General features: G+C 41.0%; 16 protein-coding genes and 1 pseudogene. 13 read left to right on the top strand and 4 right to left on the bottom strand.

Going from position 1 to position 15,902, the window contains the following annotated elements:
- Positions 1-4 precede the first annotated feature (4 nt).
- The gene (locus ABIE66_RS21130) at positions 5-1,018 is read right to left on the bottom strand and encodes a hypothetical protein (protein ID WP_370016176.1); all 1,014 of its coding nucleotides are present in this window, start codon (positions 1,016-1,018) and stop codon (positions 5-7) included.
- A 108-nt stretch (positions 1,019-1,126) separates the two neighbouring features.
- Between ABIE66_RS21130 and ABIE66_RS21125 the strand changes: the two genes are divergently transcribed.
- Positions 1,127-1,864 carry a MerR family transcriptional regulator gene (locus ABIE66_RS21125; RefSeq protein WP_370016175.1) on the top strand — a complete coding sequence of 246 codons (738 nt, stop codon included), beginning with the start codon at positions 1,127-1,129 and terminating at the stop codon, positions 1,862-1,864.
- A gap of 225 nt (positions 1,865-2,089) precedes the next feature.
- Positions 2,090-2,515: a UPF0715 family protein gene (locus ABIE66_RS21120; protein ID WP_370016174.1), complete on the top strand. Its 426-nt coding sequence runs from the start codon at positions 2,090-2,092 to the stop codon at positions 2,513-2,515.
- A gap of 164 nt (positions 2,516-2,679) precedes the next feature.
- Here the strand turns inward: ABIE66_RS21120 and ABIE66_RS21115 are convergent, their stop codons facing one another.
- Positions 2,680-3,228, bottom strand: coding sequence for a copper homeostasis protein CutC (locus ABIE66_RS21115; RefSeq protein WP_370016173.1), 549 nt, complete (start codon positions 3,226-3,228; stop codon positions 2,680-2,682).
- Positions 3,229-3,546: 318 nt separating this feature from the next.
- On the opposite strand from ABIE66_RS21115, the gene ABIE66_RS21110 reads away from it, so the two are divergent.
- From ABIE66_RS21110 to ABIE66_RS21095, 4 genes are all read left to right on the top strand, one after another.
- A complete protein-coding gene (locus tag ABIE66_RS21110; RefSeq protein ID WP_370016172.1) occupies positions 3,547-3,813 on the top strand; it encodes a transporter suffix domain-containing protein in 267 nt (88 codons plus the stop codon).
- A gap of 55 nt (positions 3,814-3,868) precedes the next feature.
- Positions 3,869-4,519, top strand: coding sequence for an NUDIX hydrolase (locus tag ABIE66_RS21105; protein ID WP_370016171.1), 651 nt, complete (start codon positions 3,869-3,871; stop codon positions 4,517-4,519).
- A gap of 386 nt (positions 4,520-4,905) precedes the next feature.
- Complete coding sequence (locus ABIE66_RS21100; RefSeq protein ID WP_289326172.1) at positions 4,906-5,367, top strand: YjfA family protein; 462 nt, start codon at positions 4,906-4,908, stop codon at positions 5,365-5,367.
- Between the two features lie 42 nt (positions 5,368-5,409).
- Positions 5,410-5,895: a DUF2690 domain-containing protein gene (locus ABIE66_RS21095; RefSeq protein ID WP_370016170.1), complete on the top strand. Its 486-nt coding sequence runs from the start codon at positions 5,410-5,412 to the stop codon at positions 5,893-5,895.
- Between the two features lie 82 nt (positions 5,896-5,977).
- Here ABIE66_RS21095 and ABIE66_RS21090 read toward each other — a convergent pair whose 3' ends face one another.
- Positions 5,978-6,508 (bottom strand): methylated-DNA--[protein]-cysteine S-methyltransferase, encoded by a 531-nt coding sequence (locus tag ABIE66_RS21090; RefSeq protein WP_370016169.1) that lies wholly within the window; start codon positions 6,506-6,508, stop codon positions 5,978-5,980.
- Positions 6,509-6,528: 20 nt separating this feature from the next.
- A complete protein-coding gene (locus ABIE66_RS21085; protein ID WP_370016168.1) occupies positions 6,529-7,095 on the bottom strand; it encodes a bifunctional transcriptional activator/DNA repair enzyme AdaA in 567 nt (188 codons plus the stop codon).
- A gap of 210 nt (positions 7,096-7,305) precedes the next feature.
- Between ABIE66_RS21085 and ABIE66_RS21080 the strand changes: the two genes are divergently transcribed.
- The 7 genes and pseudogenes from ABIE66_RS21080 to ltrA all read left to right on the top strand — a co-directional run bounded on the left by ABIE66_RS21080 (position 7,306) and on the right by ltrA (position 15,870).
- Positions 7,306-8,232, top strand: a complete 927-nt coding sequence (locus ABIE66_RS21080) for a DNA-3-methyladenine glycosylase family protein (protein WP_370016167.1) — start codon at positions 7,306-7,308, stop codon at positions 8,230-8,232.
- Positions 8,233-8,396: 164 nt separating this feature from the next.
- Positions 8,397-8,771, top strand: a complete 375-nt coding sequence (locus tag ABIE66_RS21075) for a collagen-like protein (protein WP_370016166.1) — start codon at positions 8,397-8,399, stop codon at positions 8,769-8,771.
- 425 nt (positions 8,772-9,196) lie between these two features.
- Positions 9,197-10,792 (top strand): ATP-binding protein, encoded by a 1,596-nt coding sequence (locus ABIE66_RS21070; RefSeq protein ID WP_370016165.1) that lies wholly within the window; start codon positions 9,197-9,199, stop codon positions 10,790-10,792.
- On the top strand, positions 10,786-11,475 hold the full coding sequence (locus tag ABIE66_RS21065; protein WP_289326167.1) for a response regulator: 690 nt from the start codon (positions 10,786-10,788) through the stop codon (positions 11,473-11,475). The genes ABIE66_RS21070 and ABIE66_RS21065 overlap by 7 nt, the downstream gene beginning before the upstream one ends.
- A gap of 137 nt (positions 11,476-11,612) precedes the next feature.
- A pseudogene (locus ABIE66_RS21060) lies at positions 11,613-12,472 on the top strand (helix-turn-helix transcriptional regulator).
- 241 nt (positions 12,473-12,713) lie between these two features.
- On the top strand, positions 12,714-14,006 hold the full coding sequence (locus ABIE66_RS21055; protein ID WP_370016164.1) for a CitMHS family transporter: 1,293 nt from the start codon (positions 12,714-12,716) through the stop codon (positions 14,004-14,006).
- Between the two features lie 601 nt (positions 14,007-14,607).
- On the top strand, positions 14,608-15,870 hold the full coding sequence (gene ltrA, locus ABIE66_RS21050) for a group II intron reverse transcriptase/maturase (RefSeq protein WP_370015463.1): 1,263 nt from the start codon (positions 14,608-14,610) through the stop codon (positions 15,868-15,870).
- The last annotated feature ends 32 nt before the right edge of the window (positions 15,871-15,902 follow it).

Here is a 15,902-nt window from a genome sequence, read left to right as displayed (position 1 = left end):
TTGTTTAATTCACGAGTAAAAGCATCAAACTCACGAGTAAAAGCTCCAAATTCACGAGTAAAAGCATCAAACTCACGAGTAAAGCCAAACTCACGAGTAAAGCCAAACTCACGAGTAAAGCCAAACACACGAGTAAAGCCAAACACACGAGTAAAAGGCTAAAACTCACGAGTAAAAGCATCGAACTCACGAGTAATTGGCCAAAACTCACGAGTAAAGCCCAATTCACAAGTAAAAGCATCAAACTCACAAGTAAAGCCAAACTCACGAGTAAAAGCTCCAAACTCACGAGTAAAAGCATCAAACTCACGAGTAAAAGCATCGAACTCACGAGTAAAAGCATCGAACTCACGAGTAAAGCCAAACTCACGAGTAAAAGGCTAAAACTCATGAGTAAAAGGCTAAAACTCACGAGTAAAAGCATCAAACTCACGAGTAATTGGCCAAAATTCACGAGTAAAGCCCAATTCACAAGTAAAAGCTCCAAACTCACGAGTAAAGCCAAATTCCCGAGTAAAAGCATCAAACTCACGAGTAAAGCCAAACTCACGAGTAAAAGCATCAAACTCACGAGTAAAAGCTCCAAATTCACGAGTAAAAGCATCAAACTCACGAGTAAAAGCTCCAAACTCACGAGTAAAAGCATCAAACTCACGAGTAAAGCCAAATTCACGAGTAAAAGGCCAAAACTCACGAGTAAAAGCATCAAACTCACGAGTAAAAGCATCAAATTCACGAGTAAAAGCATCAAATTCACGAGTAAAGGGCCAAAACTCACGAGTAAAAGGCCCAAATTCACGAGTAAAGCCCAATTCACAAGTAAAAGCTCCAAACTCACGAGTAAAGCCAAATTCCCGAGTAAAAGCATCAAACTCACGAGTAAAGCCCAATTCACGAGTAAAAGCATCAAACTCACGAGTAAAAGCTCCAAATTCACGAGTAAAAGCATCAAACTCACGAGTAAAAGCATCAAATTCATGAGTAAAAGGAATTTTAATACTAACATGCGATTCTTCATTAGGAAGGATCGTCTTTTAAAATTGGGCGGGGAAATTTCAGTTTTCCATTTGACTCTCACGTTGCGTAATACCTTACAGTAAATGATATCGAAAGGAGGTAAAGGGCAGTGGCAATGAAAGTGAAAGAACTGGCCGATTTAGTTGGCATTAGTGTGCGGACACTGCATTATTATGATGAAATCGGGTTATTATCGCCAGAGGAAACAACCGATTCGGGTTATCGCCTTTATTCGAATGATAATCTTGAGATGTTGCAGCAAATCCTGTTTTTTAGGGAACTCGGCATGCCATTAAAGGAAATCAAACAAATGGTAAGCAGCTCTTCGTTTGATAAACAAGAAGCGTTAAGGCAACATCAAAAAATGTTACTGGAGAAACGCAAACAACTTGATAAATTAATTAACACGGTCGATAAATCGATTAAGCATATGAAAGGGGAAATTCAAATGACGAATAAAGAAAAATTTGAAGGGTTTGACTTCAGCCAGAATCCATATGAAGAAGAAGCTCGCAAGCTTTGGGGGGATAAAGCTGTCGATGAGTCGAAAGCTAAAGTGGCGGGCATGTCCAAAGATGCACAAAAAGTTGTATCGGAAATCTATATAAAACTTGCGTCAATGCGAAATGCCTCGCCCGAGTCGGAGGAGGCACAAGAAGCGATTAAAGAATGGTATGACTGTTTGAACAATAACTTTGGAACATACTCATTGGATGCTTTCAAAGGATTGGGTCAAATGTATGTGGATGATCAACGCTTCACCAAAAATATCGACCAATATGGTGATGGTTTAGCAAAATTCATGTGTGATGCGATGGGGCACTTTGCCGATTCTAACAAAAATTGATTATTGTTCATCAATCTGGGGTGCCCAAGATTGAAGGAATTTCATGATGGTAGGTTGCTGCGGCAACCTTCTTTTTGTGAGCTGAAAATCAGGCACGAATGGCACGTTGTTTCGCTCCAAATTAAAACATCTCCGCGTTATATAGTATAATAATTATGTAAAAATTCCCATTATATTATTGTAGGCTGCGCTGTCCGTCTGCATTATAGCGAGGTGCTGGTTTAAATGGAAACTTGGAAATTGAGTGTAAAGGTATCGGAGCTTAGCGATGTGATTCCTTATTATTTTTTTAGTCTAGTCTCTTCCTGTCTATCGCTTTCTACGGTGTTGGTTATTATTAGCGAGGGTTCTAATTGGGGGCTGCCTGGCATTATCGTGTTTTCTTTTTATGTGGTTATCCCTTATTTATTTTTTGCTGTTCCGGTACAGGTCCTTTTCAATAAGTATCCTAATAAATTCAATTTAGTTTATTTATGCCTTTATGTTTTTTTCTCTTTGGTGGCTGTATTCATTTATAGTTCGGTGTTAAACGTTGACTTCAGCATGGAAGTTTTAACTACAAAGGTTTACTATGCAATGAGTCTATCCGCGGCCCTGATTTTTTGGTTTTGGGACTCAGTCTTTTTACAGAAAAAGAGATCTGCATCATAAAAGGGACCAAAGTAGCGGTCCCTTTCCAACATTATTTCTTCAGCATGTTTACGATTTCACTAGCTTTTTCTAATTGAACGCCTTCAATGATACTGTTATTTTTTCGAACAGCCGTACCGAAATGATAGTAACCGGTATGCAGTTCGGAATCGATGGAAAGGATATTATCCTTGTTTTAAGCCGCTTCCCACCAATATCGCTATGTCGCCGCAGGCTCTTTTCATTTGTTGAATGGTTTTCATGCGGCTGGGGAAATCCCCGTGTCCACCAGAGGTCAAAATCGTTGTGATTTCTGGATATTGGGCTAGCATTTCAGCTGAACGGACTGGGTCGTACGTATCATCGATGGCTCGGTGGAACGTAATCTCCAAACCTTCACATTCCGTCAATAGCTCTTCGAGGTATGGTCGATTGATTTCATTTTTTTCATTTAATGCACCCAATACGACCCCATTCGCTCCCAGTGATCGAATGATTTGGATATCTTTTTTCATAATTCCCAAATCATTTTCAGTATAACAAAATGACTGGCTATGAGGCCTTACCATCACGTTGACTGGTATCTTTACTGAGCTGACGACAGCTTCTATCAGGGCGTGGCTTGGAGTTAATCCCCCCTCGGCTAAAGCACTGACAAGCTCGATTCGGTCTGCTCCCGATTTTTCGATTAAAAGTGCATCTTCTATGGTTGTGGCAATGAATTCAATATACATTGGATTTTCCTTTCCCTGCATGCAAGTGTTATAAAGAATAGTATGTATAAGATTATTAAATCCATTAAGAATAGTAAAGTCAATCCTAATGAATACAATGAGATTTTCCACTCACCGTTATTATAACCGGATACCTTATTAAATAACTGCTTCGCTTTTCCCAAACTTTCCTCAACTGGATTTCTTTATTTCTCATATTTATGAAACGAAATCAACATTCAAACGTATAAAAAAAGAATATATTCAAGATGGTAGATTAGAAAGTCGAAAGTTTTGCAGAATAATCAAATGAATATCATCATGACGGAGGTTATTTAATTGGATAAAAAAAGTAAGGAAGTAACGAAATCGAGGTTTTACAAAGTAGGGATGGGTTGCCTGATCATTTCCCTTCTCACTTGGATCATTCCTGTAATAGCACCTTTTACGCCTTTTTCGACTGCTGTTAAAGCGGGGGTCATAACAGGTGCGATCGTCTTTGCGGAAGTCATGTTCTGGGCAGGTGCACTTTTGGTTGGGAAAGAAGTGGCTGCTAAATATAAAGGTTATTTAAACCCGAAAAATTGGAGAAAAGAAAAAGGGTGAAGAAACGCAGCCAGTTAAGCAGTTTTTTATAAAAAAGGGCTAGGAGTGAAGCTCCATGGAAACTGAGATGTTGAAAATATTCGATTCCAATCGCATTCAAATCGGCGTGGCTACGCGTGAGGAAGTACATAGAATGGGACATTGGCATGAGGTTTTCCAGTGTTGGTTCGTTAGTAGGGAAGCCGGGGTGGATTACCTATATCTTCAACATCGCTGTGCGCTGAAAAAAGATTATCCGAATCTATTGGATATTACGGCTGCCGGGCATTTACTGGCTCATGAAACGGTATATGACGGAGTAAGGGAAATAAAAGAAGAAATAGGCATTGAAATTTCCTTTAACGAATTGGTTCCGTTAGGGATTATCGAATACCATCAAACGAAGGAAGATTTCATCGATAAAGAACTGGCTAACGTCTTTCTATATGAAAGTACACATAGCTTCGATGATTTCACCTTGCAGCCAGAAGAGGTTTCCGGGATGGTGAAGGTTGTACTGAATGACTTTGAAGGGCTTTGGACCGATGCGAAGGAAAGAGTGAACATTAAGGGATTTGAAATGAATCAAGAAGGCCGCAGGATGATGATCGATCGATTTGTCGGGCGAGATGAGTTCGTGCCGCATGAGATTTCCTATTATGAAAGCATCATCAGATTGATCAGGGAAAACTTATCGATGGAGCCAGGTGCTGGCGCCGCTAAATGATAAAATATTGCCCCAACGAAACGATTCTTGTTTTGTTGGGGTTTTTCTCTTTTCTAAATCGAATCCCGTTAAAAACATTAAGTATATCGGCCTGTGACCATTCCCGGTCAACGGTAGCCTATTGGCTCGTATTGTCCCAACGTGATACGCATATGTCCTTAGTTCATCTCTCATTTCCCTGAATTTCTCATAGGGATAATGACTTTGTCCATCCGGTTATTTAAATGATAAAGCGAGACATACCAGACTGTAAGGGTGCTAGCGTGATGCAAGTTTAAGGAGGTTTCTGTAGTTTTTCATAATCTAGGGAATTTATCACTTGTAAGAATATTACAAAATTGTAAGATGAACAGTGTATAAATTTTGTTAAGGGGATGAGTGAAACAATGAAAAAAATGGTTTTATGCATTTCATTTCTTGTAGCTTTTTTAGTCCTTTTTGGCTCCCTTGATTCATTTACCAGCAAAGCATCAGCAGAAACACACACCTATGATGGAAAAAGTCCTTACTACAATAGTTGTGCGAATAGCGCAGTCACGAAGAAGTCCGTGAAAATTTATGCCAACGGAGGTTCTGCCAATTTGGAGTTGAAATTCAGCACAACTTGCAAAACGGCTTGGGCAAAGATCACTCTAAGCAGACCGGCTAAAACAGATGGGGAGGCAACGGCATTGGTTGTTCGAAATACTGATAATAAACAATTTAGCTGTGCATCTCCTGGAGGAAATGGTGAAATAAATAAAGGTCAAACGACGTGCTATACACCAATGGTATATGATTTAGATCCGCGGAAAGCAAAAGCGGTCGCGTTTTGGCCATATACAGCAGGTGAAACCGGCTGGTATTAATGAAAAAGGAAAAGCCTTCATCTACTTTTATGCAACGAAAGGATGAATGATTTGAATAAAAAGCTTAAAATGATAGGTTTATCGATAGTGATGACACTGTCGATGTTCATTGTTGATTTTGGATTTGGAAATGATCAGGCACTGGCAGAAACACACACCTATGATGGTAAAAGCCCTAACTATAATAGTTGTGCAAGTACGGCGGTAACGAAGGATAAAAAATGGATCGATTCCAATTCGTACGTAGAATTGAAATTCAGCACTGTCTGTAAAACCGCCTGGGCAAAAGTGACCGTAACACGCCCCGCTGTATACAACCATGAAGCGGATGCCAGGATCGTCCGAAGTACTGATGGTAAAGCCTATACATGCGCCAGTTCCGGGGGGAATGGTGTTGTGAATAAAGGGCAGACCTCGTGCTATACACCAATGGTATATGATTATGACCCTCGCAAAGCACAGGCGCAAGGGATACATGCGATCCCTAATAGTGATGCATATAAAAAAGCGGTGACCATTTGGTACTAGAAAAACTTGGGGAACGTCAAAAGCAGTTTGCAAGCATCTGCATGACCGGATGCTTTTTTTTCGGTCAGATTGAACTCACCCCTCATTCATCCTCACGATGTTGTGCTTCCAATTGAAGTAGATATTGTTTCATCTCCGTACCTCCCCGGTAACCGGTAATGGCCCCGTTTTTTCCGATTACCCGATGACATGGCACCGTGATCAGAACAGGATTGGCACCAATGGCCGTTCCGACCGCCCGAACAGCTGCAGGTCTTTGGATGATTTGGGCAATATCGGAATAGGAACAGGTTTTTCCATAAGGTATTTGATTCAATGCTGCCCAAATTTCTTGTTGAAAGGGAGTACCTGTTACATCTACGGGAAGAGAGAAAGTCTGCCTGCTCCCTTCGAAATATTCTTGGAGTTCTTTTAGATAGGGTGTTAGTGCATTTTCATTTTCAACAAGGCTCGCCATTGGAAAGCGTTTTTGTATCCAAGACTTCAGTTCTTCATGCGATTGACCCGGAGAGCCTACATAGCACAGTCCTTTTTCCGTCTTTGCGATATATAATTGCCACGTATCATAATGTAATATGGCCCAGTCAATGGTTTGTTGTTTAACATTCTTCATCTGGTTCACGCTCCTTGGCTTTAGTTTTGGTGATAAGCTTTCCGATATCCTGAAGGTGTATTCCCCATTCTCCTTTTAAATAGCGTTATGAAATAGGGTGTGCTTGAGAAACCGACAGCCAAGCCTATTTCATTTATCGGCTGTTCGGAGTTTTCAAGGAGCCTCGTAGCTTTTTCAAGGCGAAGCCGTTGAATGTATTCTGTGGGCGATATTCCCTTCACACGCTTAAATGATCTTTGCAAATGATAGGGGCTGCCGTGGGAAATATCCGCCAATCTATTCAATGTGAGGGGTTCGCTGTAATGGGTGTCGATCCATTCGGCTATTTGTTCAACCCATTCTTCTGTCGGCAAGTTCAGTCCTTCGGGTTTACATCGTTTACAAGGCCGGAAATCATCTTCCAAAGCAATCTTGGCATTTTTGAAAATCTTCACGTTTTCCTTATTCGGCACCCTGGATTTACAGGAAGGCCTGCAAAAGATGCCGGTCGTTTTTACTCCGTATAAAAATTGATCATCATATGCGGCATCACAATCCATAATGGCTTTCCAATAATCATTCGGGATATCTGCCTTTTTCGGATTCATCACACTCACCTCTCTTTTTAGTATACAAGAAAGGGTTCATATACAAACATTTTGATAATATAAAAGCAAGATAACGTAATTAATCATTTTAGAGCTATTCTGTTAAAATAAGGGGGTTGGATGAAATTTCCGGAACATCACTAAGCTTGAAAGAAAGAGCAAGATAACGTACTCATTTTTTCATTAGAATAAAGCTAAAGGAGGAGCAGAATGAAAGAGACATTATCAAATGATGAAGGCATGACTGAATTGAGAATTCGTGCACCAAAAGAGTTTGGTTTTTCGGAAAATCTTAAATACTTATCAAGATCCTCCAATGAATGCATGTTCGAAATTGTTGATCAAAAGATTTATCGTGCTCTTGTTGTCGATAACGAGACACTTCTAGTCGAAATCAGTTCAATGAACGAAACGGAGCTGACCGTTCGATTTCCAGGACGAACTGCACCGGTGAAAAAACATGTAAAAGATACTGTTTCCCAATATATTCGTCATTGGTTCGATCTTGAAACGAATCTGCTTCCTTTTTATGAGCTTGCCAAAAATGACCCTTTACTGCAAAAGCCGGTAAACAAATTCTTCGGTTTAAGAAATATGGGCATTCCGGATTTATTTGAAGCCATTGCCTGGGGAATACTTGGACAGCAGATCAATTTGACTTATGCCTATACCTTGAAACGGAGATTGGTAGAGAAATTCGGGACATCCGTTGAATATGAAGGAAAACGATTTTGGCTGTTCCCGACGCCTGATGTGATTGCGAATTTAACGGTAGAAGATTTTGTGGAAATGAGAATGACCGTAAAGAAATGCGAATATTTAATTGACGTGGCACAATTAATGGTACGCGGTGAACTTACAAAAGAAAAGCTGTTGAATGCAAAGGATGTAAAAGTTGCCGAAAAAATGCTGACCAAAATACGCGGAATAGGTCCGTGGACAGCCAATTATGTACTGATGAGGTGTCTGCGTTTTCCAGCAGCTTTTCCAATCGATGACGTCGGGCTGCATAATTCCATGAAGCTGGTCATGGAAACGGAAGCAAAACCAACGAAAGCGGAAATCCTGAAACTATCGGAAGCGTGGACCGGTTGGGAATCATATGCGACCTTCTATTTATGGAGACTGTTATATTGACTTGAATTATTCTTTGGAACGGATTCAAAAGGTAACTGTAAGTTTCGTCGATATTCTCTATTTTCGAAGATAAATTGCAATTCCCCTTCAATTTGTCAGCAGCCCAAACACCTTAAGTCATATAACATACATTATTACATTCAATCATATAGAGGTGAATGACCATGTATATGTACCCAACGTATCATTATGAAGATCAAGCTTTTCTTGAACGACAGTTTCCTGGTCTACCGGGCTTTCCAGGTGCTCCTCAATTTCCAGGTCAATCTGGACCACCGACGTATTCGCAAGCACCAACAGCCCCACCACCAGCGTTTATCCCTCAACAACAATCGGCTTCAACATTTGCTGTAGATCCAGGGGCCATTTCGTTTTGTCTGTTCAGGAATACTTTTATCTGGCTTAACAATGGTGCGAGATTCTGGTATTACCCGATTTTCGTCGGTCCGTTTTCTGTTGCCGGCTTTAGATGGAATGGCAGGTTCTGGACAATTTTTGGTATCGATACAAGACAAATCAATTCATTTAGTTGTTTTTGAAAAAATGCTCAAAGGAGATGTCGGTCATACGATCTCCTTTGAGCATTTTATGTTTTTTTCGAACTAAAGCGGTCAACAACCCCTCTAGGGAAAGGAAATACAAGGTGCAAATCATTTGCTCCTTGAACTTCGCACCATGATTGTTTTGTCTAATAGGAGACTGAGAACTAATCCGATCAGCACCTCAGGTGAAACGATATCAGATAGTAGAGGGTCATATAGACTATTTGAAAAGGATTAAAGAAATTCATTTTCCCCTCCCTTTTTTGTTAAACTATCCCTTGTTTTGGAGGCAGGTGCTCTTTCCTTTTTGATTGTGGCGAAATAAACGGCCAACAATGTTCAATATTTAATAGAAATGGTAAAATCATTATGCTCCTATAAAATTTAGTGAATGAAAATGAAAATAGAGGATGCTGTTGAATATGAGGAAAGTATCGCTGGAAACCAAGATTCTCGGGTTGGTCCTATCGTTGAGCCTGTTTTTGATCCTTTTATTGACGACTACTTTTTCCTATATGGAAGGAAGGCAAATAGCGAAGGATAAAGGTCAATTGGCTTTGGAACTCTCAAAGACGATTAGCTTCATGCCTACTGTTACAGGGGCATTTGAAAAGGAAGATCCTGCTGCCACAATCCAGCCAATTGTCGAAAAGATCCGCGTGGAAACAGGGGCTGAGTTCATCGTTGTAGGGAATAAAGAGGGCATTCGCTATTCCCATCCTCTGGCTTCCGAAATTGGGAAGCGGATGGAAGGAGGAGATAATAGCAGGGCCATTCGGGATGGTGAATATTATGTTTCCGAAGCCGCTGGATCACTGGGTCTTTCCATTCGGGGGAAGTCACCGGTTTTCAATGAGGATGGAAAAATTATTGGAATCGTCTCGGTCGGTTTTTTAGTGGACGATGTCCGCGCCCAAATTTTCAAGGATTTGTCCAGAGAGATGATTGTTACTTTAGTGGCCATCATGATATCGATTATTGGCAGTTATATGCTGGCAAGGAGCATACGTAAAGATACATTGGGGCTGGAACCTTTTGAAATCGCCAATTTATATAAAGAAAAAAATGCAGTGCTTCAATCGGTGAAAGAAGGGATATTGGCCATTGACCAAAATGGGTTGATTACCTCGATGAATCAGCCGGCGAAAAAATTGCTCGATATAAAAGAGTCCGTTCGCCATTTGAACGTTGATGGCCTATTTCCTTCGAAATATTTATTCGAAGTGTTGAAGTCCGGTAAACCGCAAATAGATAAGGAGATTTCATGGAAAGATAAATCCGTAATTGTTAATTGTACGCCAATCTTCGATAGTGAAGGCGTAAGCGGTGTTGTGGCTTCGTTCCGTGATCGAACGGAAATTGAGGAAATGGTCAACACATTATCGGAAGTGAAGATGCACTCAGAGGATTTAAGGGCACAAACCCATGAATTTACCAATAAACTATATGTCTTATCCGGATTGATACAATTAGGGGAATATGATGAAGCGATAGATATGATCCAAAGCGAAACGTCCGAATTGCATTCCCTTAACCGTGTCGTGTTCGAACAGATAAAGGATACAAAGGTACAAGCCCTGTTACTTGGTAAGATAGGGAAAGCATCGGAAAAGAAGATATTCTTTGAAATTGACGCACAAAGTTACCTAGAGAAACTTCCGGATCATATAAAATTGTCGCAGCTGACATTGATTCTAGGCAACATTATCGATAATGCACTTGAAGCGGTTTCAGGCATGGAGGAGCCCCTTGTGAGATTTTTCGCCACCGATATCGGAAATGATATGGTATTTGAAGTGAGTGATAACGGAAAAGGAATACCTGAGGATGCAATCGCCCATATTTTCGATCGGGGTTTCACTTCGAAAAACAGCGGAAGTCCGAGTGGTTATGGACTTTCGAATGCTGATCGTGTCGTAAAAGAGCTGGGCGGCATCATCGAAGTTCAAAGTGAGGATGGAAACACCATATTCACCGTGTATCTTCCTAAAGAACAGAGAGGAGGGAAAGAATGCTGAAGATAAGAGCAGTCATCGCAGAAGATGATTTTCGTGTAGCGGATATCCATGAAAAATTCTTGAAAAACTTTGATGAAATAGAAGTGGTCGGAAAAGCTGTCAATGCCAAAAAGACGCTTCGGATTTTGGAACAAAAAAGCCCTGATCTGCTTTTGCTTGATGTATATATGCCAGATCAGCTTGGTACAGACCTCCTTCCGGATATTCGGCAAAAATTCCCGAATGTGGATATCATCATGATTACCGCCGCAACGGATAAAGAACTACTTGAAAAGGCGCTTCACTACGGTGTAGAGAATTATTTAATCAAACCAGTGGAAATGAAGCGCTTCAACCAAGTTATCGAAGAGTATCTTAAGAAAGCGCATCTGATGAAATCCAAACAAGAAATAGATCAGGATTTTGTTGATCTCATTTTGAAAAAGGGATCTGCCGTTTCGGAAACGAACGATGGGACCGCCTTACCGAAAGGCGTCGACGAAATCACTTTGGCGAAAGTGATCGAGGTACTCGAAGCAAGCGATATCGGTTTGTCGGCTGAGCAAGTGAGCGGACAGATCGGCGCTTCCAGGACAACCGCGAGACGCTATCTGGAATACTTGATATCCGTAAAGAAATGTAAAGCGGAAGTCGTATACGGGGTAGTGGGAAGACCCGAGCGAAGATATTATAAAATTCAATAGAGATTGTATGAATTGAAACACCTTCATTATGGAGGTGTTTTTTTATGCATGCATGGTTTGAAAGATTTCAAAAAAAGCAATATATGTCAAAAAAACGATGTTTTAATCTGTTATCTTATTCTTAAGGAGGTTCGGAAATGAGATACAGTCCCATCATTCAAAAAACGATTGAATATATAGAGAATATTACATGACGAATTGTCCTTGGAGAACATCGAAGTTTCATTATCATCGTATTTTTCACAAGGAGGTTGGCGTGACCGTATCAGAATATATTCGATATCGAAGGATCGCCAATGCCGCAAACATGCTGCTTTATACGGATGAAAAAATAATTGACATTGCTTTATATTACCGCTTTGAAACACAAGAATCCTTTACTCGTTCATTTAAGAAATATTATGAACTGCCGCCAGGGCAATATCGGAAACTCATAAGTAAATTAACCTTGCAAAAGGAGGAACTGACGATGAAAAACGAACAATTATTAAAAGGATGAAATTTAAGTGGGAGTCATCCATTCAATTATAAAATGGGAATTGACCGGGAGACATTCCATAAAGGCCGGGCATCAGGTTTCCTGAAATCCGTCACTGCGGAATCCAAGGAGGAATTTGCAACGATGATGCAACAATTCAAGGCGGAAAATTACCTTGGTAAAAGAATGAAACTGTCGGGTTTTTTAAAATCAAAAGATGTTGATGGATTTTGTGGTTTATGGATGAGGGTGGATAATGCCCTTCATGATGTTTTGCAATTCGACAATATGGGAAATAGGCCCATCGTTAACGATACGGAATGGAACCATTATTATATTGTCTTGGATGTACCCGAAAACAGTGCCATCATTTCATTCGGGGTCCTTCTTTCAGGGCGTGGCCAAGTATGGATCGATGAACTGGATTTCGAGGAAGTCAATATAGATACACCAACGACGAATATAGATTACGGCTGTGACCTATTGGATGGACCGGCAAATTTATCATTTGAAGAATAAATACGATGCCTCTGCCTTGCATAAAGATTTAGTCACTGTTTGTTTAATAATCATATCTTTTCCTTAAAGAACCCGCCATTCAACCCGGGAAAGGGCGTCCGGTTCACTCTGGAAAAGTGCTTCCGTGAACACAATGAACAAAATTAACAAAATAGTTTTAAAACACAATAAATTGAAAACGCTTACAGATAAAGCGATTTCATATACAATTTAACTTATTAGAAGATTAGGAGTGATAGATATGCTCGCTTTATTGGGATACTTGATGATAGTAGTTTTTATGATTTTAATTATGACAGGGCGACTTTCAGCCATGATAGCTTTGATTGCAGTACCAAGTGCCTTTGCACTTATTGGTGGGTTTGGCGGTAAAATGGGTGAGATGGCGTTGGAAGGAATCAAAGACGTCGCGCCAACGGGAATCATGATTTTATTTGCGATTCTTTTCTTTGGCATTTTGATCGATGCTGGCGTTTTTGACCCGATCATCAATACAATCCTTAAGGTTGTAAAAGGAGATCCAGTGAAAATTGCCATCGGTACGGCAATCCTAGCTTTGCTGATTTCCTTGGATGGAGATGGTACGACAACATATATGATAACGATTTCAGCCATGCTTCCGCTATATAAACGGATTGGAATGAGACCGTTAGTCTTGGCCGGTATTGCCGTATCGTCATCTGGAGTCATGAATCTTCTTCCTTGGGGAGGCCCTACAGCACGGGTGATGACCGCTTTAAAACTTGAAATGTCCGATGTTTTCACCCCTGTCATTCCAGCGATGATTGGCGGAGTCCTATTCGTTCTTTTCATGGCATATTACCTGGGTAAAAAAGAAAGAAAGAGAATTGGGATCATCGAAGTCGATTATCATGTTATGGCACAGCAAGCTGCTGCAACGGAAGATGCTTATCTTAAACGTCCTAAATTGATAATATTCAATTACGCATTGACTCTTACACTATTGGTTGCGCTGATCATGGAACTTATGCCTTCAGCGGTCCTGTTCATGATAGGTTTTGCGATTGCCATTACGGTTAACTATCCTAAACTCAGTGATCAGAAAGAACGTGTGGCAAACTATGCGGACAATGCATTATCTGTAATTTCGATGATTTTTGCAGCAGGTGTCTTCACTGGAATCCTTGCCGGTACGGAAATGGTCGATGCCATGGCAAACTCTTTGATTCAGCATATTCCAGACCAAATGGGTGCACATTTTGCCGTCATCACAGCCGTCATCTCAGCACCTTTCACGTTCTTCATGTCTAATGACGCTTTTTATTATGGTGTACTCCCATTACTTGCTAAAGCGGGAGCCGCTTATGGAATTGACCCTGCCTTGATTGGAAGAGCTTCTCTTTTAGGGTTGCCTGTCCATCTATTAAGCCCGCTTGTTCCATCTACTTATCTATTGGTTGGAATGGTAGGGGAAGATTTCGGTGCATTGCAGCGCACTTTCCTGAAATGGGCATGCGGATCGACGCTTGTCATGATAGTGGTAGCTGTCCTATTGGGAATCATCCCACTATAAGAAATATTTTAAAGGAGTCCCGTTCGTAAAGATGCGAACGGGACTCTTTTCGTGCGCCCGGCATGGGTGCAATCTATAGGGTGTGAGTCCCGAACCATGAAGGCAGTAGTAATGGTTAGCTTAATGCAAGGGTGTCCACGGTGACGTGGAATCTGAAGGAAGCAAGCGGCAAACCTCCGGTCTGAGGAACACGAACTTCATATAAGGCTAGGTATCATTGGATGAGTTTGCGAAACAAAACAAAGTCCTTACTGCCGAAGGTGGTACAGAGTAAATGAAGCAGATAGATGGAGGGAAAGATTGCACTCTTACTCGGGGAGGTCTGATGACAGCCAAGTACACTTGGTAACCTGTCCAGTGATGGACAGCTGAATCATCAGAAGTCAGCAGAGGTCATAGTACTTGTCTACTCGAGAAGATAAGGAAGGACCGAACAGATTAAGGAGGATGAATACTAGGCGTTCGTTATCTGCGAAGAAGCAAACAATTCCTAACGGAACTTATTTGAAGGAAGAAGTGGTGAATACACGGGGAACTTCAAAAAGGCGGAGCAGATAAAGGCACAAATAGACCATTTATCCACGTAGAAAGGATATCAACGATGTTAATGGAACAGATACTAGAGCGGGAAAACTTAATACAGGCATTGAAGCGTGTTGAAAGAAATAAGGGGAGCCATGGTGTAGATGGAATGCCGGTTCAAAACCTGAGACCGCACCTCGTAACCGAATGGTACAACATGAAAACTGCCCTTTTACAGGGTACCTATCAACCGCAGCCCGTCCGTCGTATCGAAATCCCGAAACCAAACGGCGGAGTTCGGCTATTGGGTATTCCAACCGTTCTAGACCGTTTCATTCAACAAGCCATTGCCCAAATATTGACCAAGATATATGACTCAACCTTTTCGGAGAATAGCTATGGATTTCGCCCTAACAAACAAGGGCACCAGGCGGTTCGAAAGGCAAAGTCCTATATAACCGAAGGTTATACATGGGTAGTGGATATGGACTTGGAGAAGTTCTTCGATAAAGTGAATCATGACAAGCTCATGGGAATGTTAGAGCGGAAAATTGAAGATAAACGAGTTCTCAAACTGATTCGAAAATTCCTTCAAGCAGGCATTATGATAGGCGGACTTTTTCATAAAAGTGAGGAGGGAACTCCGCAAGGAGGTCCGTTAAGTCCTTTATTATCTAATATCATGTTAGACGATTTAGATAAAGAACTAGAGAAACGCAATCTTCGATTCGTAAGGTATGCGGATGACAGTACTATATTTGTGAAGACACGAAAAGCCGCCAAACGTGCAATGGGAAATATCTCAAGCTTCATTGAAAATAAACTGAAGCTAAAGGTCAACTACGAGAAGTCGAAGTATGATCGCCCTTGGAACAGAACGTTTCTCGGTTTTAGTTTCACGAAGTCAAAGAAGAACCCGAAGGTTCTACTGGCTAAACAAACGGTGAAGAGAGTAAAGAAACGAATCAGGGAAATGACCTCGAGAAAATTACCGATACCCATGAAACTCCGAATAAATAAGTTAAAGCAATACCTTAGAGGTTGGATGGGGTATTTCGCCCTCATTGATACTCCGAACGTATTGCAGAATTTAGATTCATGGATTCGAAGAAGACTCAGGATGTGCCTATGGAAGCAATGGAAATTGCCAAGAACGAGAGTGAGGAAACTCAAAGGATTAGGCGTCCCATTTGGAAAAGCATATGAATGGGGAAATAGCAGAAAGGGTTTTTGGCGCATAGCGCATAGTCCTGTTCTAGACAAAACCCTTAATAATGCTTATTGGCACCACCAAGGGTTAGTCAATCTATATGAACGATATACAAAACTACGTCAGACTTAAACTGAACCGCCGTATACCAAACGGTATGTACG

The organism is Peribacillus sp. B2I2 (genome assembly GCF_041261685.1).
Classification (GTDB): domain Bacteria; phylum Bacillota; class Bacilli; order Bacillales; family DSM-1321; genus Peribacillus.
Note: the sequence above shows the minus strand (reverse complement) of the source record. Positions and strands in the feature narration are given on the sequence as shown.